Origin of the sequence: Paenibacillus sp. AR247 (assembly GCF_002968895.1) — a bacterium.
Lineage (GTDB): Bacteria > Bacillota > Bacilli > Paenibacillales > Paenibacillaceae > Paenibacillus_AQ > Paenibacillus_AQ favisporus.
In genome coordinates, this window is sequence record NZ_PCZT01000009.1 from 979,679 (window position 1) to 986,592 (window position 6,914).

The 6,914-nt window shown below is 54.7% G+C and carries 5 protein-coding genes and 2 pseudogenes; 2 read left to right on the plus strand and 5 right to left on the minus strand.

What is annotated here, in order from left to right; all coding sequences use genetic code 11:
• Nucleotides 1-186: pseudogene (locus CPT76_RS37315) on the minus strand (rhamnulokinase); the annotation flags it as partial.
• A 253-nt stretch (nucleotides 187-439) separates the two neighbouring features.
• Here CPT76_RS37315 and CPT76_RS12610 point away from each other — a divergent pair.
• A pseudogene (locus CPT76_RS12610) lies at nucleotides 440-1,168 on the plus strand (AraC family ligand binding domain-containing protein); the annotation flags it as partial.
• Here the strand turns inward: CPT76_RS12610 and CPT76_RS39570 are convergent.
• The 3 genes from CPT76_RS39570 to CPT76_RS12625 all read right to left on the minus strand — a co-directional run bounded on the left by CPT76_RS39570 (nucleotide 1,125) and on the right by CPT76_RS12625 (nucleotide 4,732).
• Nucleotides 1,125-2,669 (minus strand): histidine kinase N-terminal 7TM domain-containing diguanylate cyclase, encoded by a 1,545-nt coding sequence (locus tag CPT76_RS39570; protein ID WP_105443173.1) that lies wholly within the window; start codon nucleotides 2,667-2,669, stop codon nucleotides 1,125-1,127. The pseudogene CPT76_RS12610 and the gene CPT76_RS39570 overlap by 44 nt on opposite strands.
• A gap of 201 nt (nucleotides 2,670-2,870) precedes the next feature.
• On the minus strand, nucleotides 2,871-3,740 hold the full coding sequence (locus CPT76_RS12620; protein ID WP_105443174.1) for a sugar phosphate isomerase/epimerase family protein: 870 nt from the start codon (nucleotides 3,738-3,740) through the stop codon (nucleotides 2,871-2,873).
• Nucleotides 3,740-4,732, minus strand: coding sequence for a Gfo/Idh/MocA family protein (locus CPT76_RS12625; RefSeq protein WP_105443175.1), 993 nt, complete (start codon nucleotides 4,730-4,732; stop codon nucleotides 3,740-3,742). The genes CPT76_RS12620 and CPT76_RS12625 overlap by 1 nt, the downstream gene beginning before the upstream one ends.
• A 304-nt stretch (nucleotides 4,733-5,036) precedes the next feature.
• Between CPT76_RS12625 and CPT76_RS12630 the strand changes: the two genes are divergently transcribed.
• Complete coding sequence (locus tag CPT76_RS12630; RefSeq protein ID WP_258168360.1) at nucleotides 5,037-5,237, plus strand: hypothetical protein; 201 nt, start codon at nucleotides 5,037-5,039, stop codon at nucleotides 5,235-5,237.
• A gap of 67 nt (nucleotides 5,238-5,304) precedes the next feature.
• Here the strand turns inward: CPT76_RS12630 and CPT76_RS38340 are convergent, their stop codons facing one another.
• Nucleotides 5,305-6,609, minus strand: coding sequence for a discoidin domain-containing protein (locus tag CPT76_RS38340; RefSeq protein ID WP_258168361.1), 1,305 nt, complete (start codon nucleotides 6,607-6,609; stop codon nucleotides 5,305-5,307).
• Nucleotides 6,610-6,914 lie beyond the last annotated feature (305 nt).

Consider the following 6,914-nt stretch of genomic DNA (forward strand, 5'->3'; position numbering starts at 1 on the left):
TGCCTGCAGCCCTGCAACGATTTGCTCCAGCAAATGCTCGATATCCCAATACAGGGAGCCGTCCAGCTCACGGAAGCCGTTGTCGAATCGGTGGATTTCCTCCAGCGCCAGCTTGGAATCCTTCAGCCTTCCGAGAACGAGGCGCCCGCTTGATGCCCCGATGTCAACGGCGATATGAGCATCCATACCTCCATCCCCTTTCTGAACCAAGTTCGTTCCCCTCCATGGAAACGCTTTCGAATCACACTGCCATATCAGGAATAGATTCTGTCGCCAGCCTTTCGGCTGCTTCCATATACCTTGTCGCGCAACATTTCCAGCGTTCCATGACCAGATCTTGTTCTATCCTCCTATTTATCATAAAATGATTAACACCCCGGGTAATTTAGGTGAAAGCGACATTTTACCCGGTAATTCCGACATAGCGAGGATAATAATCATGCCTAAGCGTACGGTAAGGCTGCTGAGCGGCAGGGAGTATTTCAACAATTGGGATGACTTCTCGATTTTCGTAAACCGCAACGCCGAGTCCTATGAGTTAACCGAACATCACCATGATTTTCTGGAAATGAGTTATGTCAGTGAAGGAACCGGGTATCACCATACAGGTGATGAGGTCATGCCCGTATCTGCGGGGGACCTGTTTGTCATTCCGATCGGCGCTTCGCATGTGTTCCGGCCGGGGTCAACGGCCAAGGACCGTCAGCTGATCGTGTATAACTGCCTGACTTCGATGGAGAACGCCACCAAAATTTTGGAAATGGTGCCTGGAGGCGATGAGCTTGGAAGGCTTCTGGCTTTTAACGAAATCATGCATTACCGCGACCGTGACGGCGAAGCTAAAGGCTGGTTTGAACGGCTCTATCGCGAGTATTCGGTAGAGCGTACCGGAAGGGAAACCGCCTTGTATGCAGGCATGCTTCAGCTGATGATCTGCATCATCCGGATTCACGAAGCCACAGTGGAAGGGGCACCGCCGCCCGCCGTAGGTATGGACCATGTGCTGTCCATGCTTCATGGCCATTACAGCCGTCCGTTTACCGTAGAGGAGCTAGCCGGTGAGCTCGGGATTGGGGAGCGGCAGTTTCAGAGGCTGTTCGTCAAACATACCGGACTCACACCCATCAAGTATCTGCAGCGGATCCGGATTCAGGAGGCTTGCCGCCTGCTCCGGTCAAGTCACCGCCGGATTCACGATATCTCTGGCGCCGTAGGGTACCAAAGCTTGCCGTCATCGACAGTGGACCGCCCGCTGTCTCAAGCGGCTGCAAGGCAAGGCTGGCGCGTATGCGCTCCGCTGCTCCGGCAGCCTCTACCGGCCTGAGCCCGGGAAGGGCGACCACAAACTCCTCACCCCCGTACCTGCCAAACACATCCTCGGGTCGCAGCTGCTCACGGCATACCGCGACGATGTGCATCAGGGCGTCATCACCCGGATCATGCCCGAACTCATCGTTGATCCGCTTGAAGTGATCGATGTCGAACAGCAGCAGCGACATCGGCTCCTCCCGTTTCAGGCAGTCATACAGCAGGCCGCTGGCCAGCTTCATAAAATGGGCACGGTTGTAAATCCGCGTCAACCCATCATAGTAAGCCAGCTGGCGAAGCTCTTCCTGAAGATGCGCTTTCTCGGTGACATCGATCAGCACGATCAGCCGTCCGGCCGGCTGCCCGCCCTGATTGCGGATGACAGACGTCCGGATTTGATAGTTGAAGTCTCTCTCTCCGATATGCCAGTTCAATTCCTGGATGTCCGCTCCTGAACCGCTATCCGTATCCGGATCGTAATGAAGCAGCGGTCCACCGGCGTGTTTTTCCCACAGCCCTTCCAGCGGCTCCCCGATGGACGAGACACCGAGCTCTGGAATCATGGCGCCGGCGGCAGGGTTGTAATCGACCAGCCGGTTGTCCCTGTCGAGCACCAGCACCCCATCGCGCATGCTGGCAAACAGCTTGTCCCGGGCAATCGGAGCGACGTGGAACAATCCTTTGGACACTAGCGCCCATAAGTAAAGCGCTGAAGTCACCGTCATGATCACCGGGATTGGATCCATCCCTTCAGGAGTTATGCCGCCCAAGTAAAGAAAGTCTCCGGCAAGCGGCAGCACCAGGCCGATCAGCATCGTGCCGAGCTGAAAGCGGTAAGAAGGCATTCTCCGCCAATGCCTCAGCAGAAGCACGACACCGCCGATCATGCAGCCAAACGTGTAGGCGCCCTGAATAATATACCAGGGACCTGCCACCACGTCCGCCTTAAGGCTGGGTCCGCCTGCCCGCAGGACGATGTCGCGGTAATAGAAATGATGCCAATCGTTTGTCATGACCAGCAGGAGCGTGACCGCGGGAATGATGAACATGGCTATCTTTAGACGCTTTCCCAAATAGCGCTCCATACCGAGATAGGACATGATGATGAGCAGATTCAGCGGAGGCAGGAACGGCATGCCCAAGTATTCGAACTTGATCCAGAACTTGATTTCTTCGAGGGAACCGCTGGCAAGTTCAAGCGCGGACCCGAACGTATAAATGGCCGCCAAAAGGCTGAAGGCGAAAAAGGTTCTCACCATGGTGAGCTTGGACCTTCCCGACAAGGCATATAATCCCATCAGAAGATTTAACACACCGGCGGAAACGATCAGAGTCAGGACAGCGGAGTAAGGTGTTCCCATAAGGTTGCAGGCTCCAAATCATGTGTGGTTAGCCGGAGCCGTCGCGGTCCGGACATTCTTATCCCGATGTTACCACAGGAAATAAGGGCAATGATACAGGAAAATAATCATCCCGCCATAGGAGATGACGGGATGATGGCGGGATTGAATACCCCTGGATGCCTTTCATTCAAGACAGCCCGATATATATGCCGGTCCAAATCATTTAAAATACTGAGCCAAATGTTCGGCAGCCTTCACGATCCCCTGCCGCTCCGCCTCGATCGATCCCCAGAACCGGTGATCTTCGAGCTCGATACTAACCGCTCCCTGATAACCGAGCCGGTCAAGCCTTACGGCAACCTTGCTCCATTCCACTTCGCCATGTCCAGGGATCGTGTAGCGCCATGACCCTTCGGAGAAGCCATACTTCTCCCCAAAGGTTGCGGGAATGACGCCGCACTCGTACAGCTCATCGTGCAAAATTTCCGTATCCTTGCCGTGGCAGTGAACGACACGGTCCCCGAATTCGCTCAAAGCGCGGAGATAATCAATGCCCAACCGGACCAGGTGGGAAGGATCATAGTTGAGCCCGAAATGCCGCGAAGGGATCGCTTCGAACATCGCTCTCCACATTTCCGGTGTACATCCCAGCGTCGGATAATACGGCGCCGGGCCGGGCCAGCCTTCGATCGCCATATAGACGCCCTTCTCCTCGGCATGGCGGACCAGCTCTGGAAACGTATCCTTCCAGATAGCGAAGCCCTCCCTGCGCGGCAGTGTATGGTCTTCCGGGACGAGACACATAAACATGACGCTGCCGCCAAGTTCCGATATTCCGTCCATTTGCTGTTTTACTGAGGTCACAGCCGCCTCTCTTACAGAGTCGTCGCGGCTGAGAAGCTTTGCCGTCTGCTGGGCATCGACCGATCCGATCCCGATGCCGGCTTCCTCGCAAGCCTGCTTTACTTCTGGAGTCAGCTGCGGGACATCCAGAATATCCAGTCCTGCTTCCACCGCCCACAGAGCCGTTTGCCGGATTCCTTCCGCACCAATTTTAGGCGGAATTCGCATTCCGATGGGGTTGCTCATTAGACGTTTTCCTCCTCTGTCATAGCCGCTGCCTGCGGGACATAGCCGGCCGCCTGGTAGATCATCTCGGATAGCTTAACAACTTTCAGAGCGAATTCTCCAGGCACCAATACTTCATGCCGTCCCAAGATCGCGTCGATGAAGCTTTTGTCCTGATTCGTCGTCTGCTCCGGCAGATCAGGGACGATCGGTTCCTGCTTCAGCCGCCGCAGCGTGATTTTTCCGTTGTCATAGAAGATACCGCCGTCCTCGCCGCAGAACACGAAGGTTTCATGCCAGCAAGGTGCATAACCGACCAGATTCAATCCAGCCACAGCGCCTTCCGCAAACCGGATCGAGGTGAAGGTATCGATCTCGACCGGCGCACCATGCATATGCAGCTGCGGTTTGACGTCAACCGGCGTCAGCCCGGTGGTCCAGAGCAGCACATCGATAATGTGGCTGCCGGAGTCCATCAGGAAGCCGCCCCCGGAGAGCGCCGGGTCTTGCCGCCAGGAACCGGGCGTTCCCTGTCTCCATTCCTGATACAGCGAAGCGGTAACCGAGGTGACCTTGCCGATGACGCCGCTCGCAATGGCATCCCTTATGTACAGGAACTCGGGTTGAAAGTGGCGCTGATACGATACCTGCAAAATTTTCCCCGCCTGCTCGGCGGTGTGAATCAGCAGCTCGGCCTCGGCCGAAGAGCAGGTCATCGGCTTCTCGATCAGAACATGCAGACCGCTGCTGAGCACATCCTGCGCCTGCTGAAAATGCTGGGTGTGCGGCGAACAGATCACCACCGCGTCCAGCTCTGCCTGTGCCAGCATGTCCTCGTAATTCGAATACTGGCGGGCTTCACGAAGCTCGAATTTTTCCACAAAAGCATTCCGATTCTTGTCACTGGTGTCCGTCAAAGCTGTAATTTGAACCTCCGGTAGTTCCAGCAGTTGTCTGGCATGCCAAGCGGCGATGCCCCCCGTGCCGATGATGCCTACGCGAACTTTGCTCATGTACACAGCCTCCTCAATAAAATACGGTACAGTAAGGATACTTCCATACGGCTTGCCGGCTTCATCTCAGCAGTATTTTATGTCATCCTCATTATAGAAATGAAAGCGCATCCGAACAATGCAATATAACGACAACTTGACGGCCGTCCTGTCACGATTTCACAGAAAGGAGGCACTTTTGAAACGGAAGCTATTACTTCTGTCAGCTGCTTATTTCCTAAACGCTCGATGATAAGCGGATATAATGGCGCAGATATGGAAAAACCTGATATATACTCATTACAAGGACAAAGGAAGCTGGCCCATGGATATACATGCGATTAACAGCTGGCTCAGGCAGCTCGCCCACAATTACTTTTTGATCGTCATCGCCGCGGTCGTCTTTTTTCTATTCAAAGCGGTGCTCGGTTATTTCACCTACCGCCATTACGATAAGAAGCTGGAAGCATTAAATCGTAAGCTGGACAAGTTAACGGATGAGCTCGGCAAAATCAAACGCGATTGACGGCAAAGCACCGCCAGCCTCTAAACGAGAGCTGACGGTGTTGAATGGCTCATGCGAGGTTAGCGGTTTATGGATACAGGCCAATCTCGGCGATCTGCAGCTCTGCGCCTCCATTGTTCGCCGTCACGTTGAGCCGGTAATACGAATAAGCGGTCGTGTTGCTAAAGGTATACGTTTTCGTCAGGAAGCGGCTTGCAAAGGTTTGGCCTGTACGGGTATCCAGGGTCGTCCAGCTCGTGCCGTTATTCGATCCCTGAAGCGACCAATTCTTCGGATCTCTGGCCGGAAAATCATTGGCTGACGTTACCGAGTAGGAAGTGGCGATATGGGATGCCCCGCCGCCGAATTGATACTGAATCCAGCCCGTATTCGTGAAAATGAGCCATTTCGTTGAGCTGCTCCCGTCAAACGCCTTCTCCTTCTCTTCGCCGGATGGACTTCCCGATGCGCTGGCGGATACCGTGCCGCCTGTCGTCAACGATCCGTTAGCGGGTGCGCCCAGCGCACTGTTGATTGCCGCTGCGTAGTCCGCCGCCGACCCTCCACCCGGATTGTTCAAAATGGCGTCATAATACCAGATAAAGCCTCCCTGGATGCCCGCCGACGACTTCCACGCGCTCATCCGGCTGTTGACTTGAGCCGGGGTGTTGCCGCCGCTGGACGTTTTGCTGTCCAATCCCGGCATCACCGTCATCCCGAGCTGGCTGCTCCAGGCTGCCGGATCATTCCCCGCTCCTCCGTCGTATACCTGCAAATACACACGGTCCACGCTGGATCCCAGTTGGGATTTGACGCTCTGCCAATAGCTGACGTTGGTATAAGGACACAGCGTGATCTTTAAGCCCATCCCGGAAAGCATCTTGCCAAAGGCAACCGCCGAATTAACGTCGTATAAGTCCTCGTTGTCAAAGCTCACCGCATCGACCCCAAGCGCCGACTTGAGCGCGGCAAAGTTTTTGTACAAAATGCTTCCGGTTCCCGTCCCTTGAGAGGCGACGAGATTTTTGATGTTCTGGAAATCGCTCACGCCCCATGAACCGACGCTGATCTCCAGGCGCTTTACCGAGGTGGGCGCCTGCTTGAGCGAAGCCAGCTCGGCAGGCCATGACGCTTTGCCGATATAGGTGCCGTTAGAAACCACCGGCTGATCGTTATACACCAGATCCCCGTTGCTGTTGACATGGATGGTCCACAGCATGACCGTCGTGAAACCGGAAGCTTTCAGCGTGTTCATCGTGTCGGTTCCCCCTGCATAGAACGGACCACCGCCGTAAATCACGGATTCGGGTACCGTCTCTGCCGATGCGCTCCAGGGCAGCAGTCCAAGGAACAGAAGGCAGCTCATGAGCGCTTTGAATGCTTTTCCTTTCAAACCAGTTCACCTCTCTACACAAAATGGATGGTTTCGGCTGATATACCGCAGATGAAACGTTGTGCCATCTAACGATATGTGTCATATTCGGCGTTCAGAATCAGATCTTGCATGACGGCTTGCGGACATGCCAACAATCCGACGTTCGCCCGGAACCTCGGATTGTGGATGTACCGTTTATTTTATTTTGTTGATATGCAGCATGTATTCACCGCGCTTGAGCGGATTCAGCTGCCTCCGTTGATTGACGGGGATCGGCGATGCAGCGGCGATGTATCCGCCTGGCTTTACCGACATCACACCTT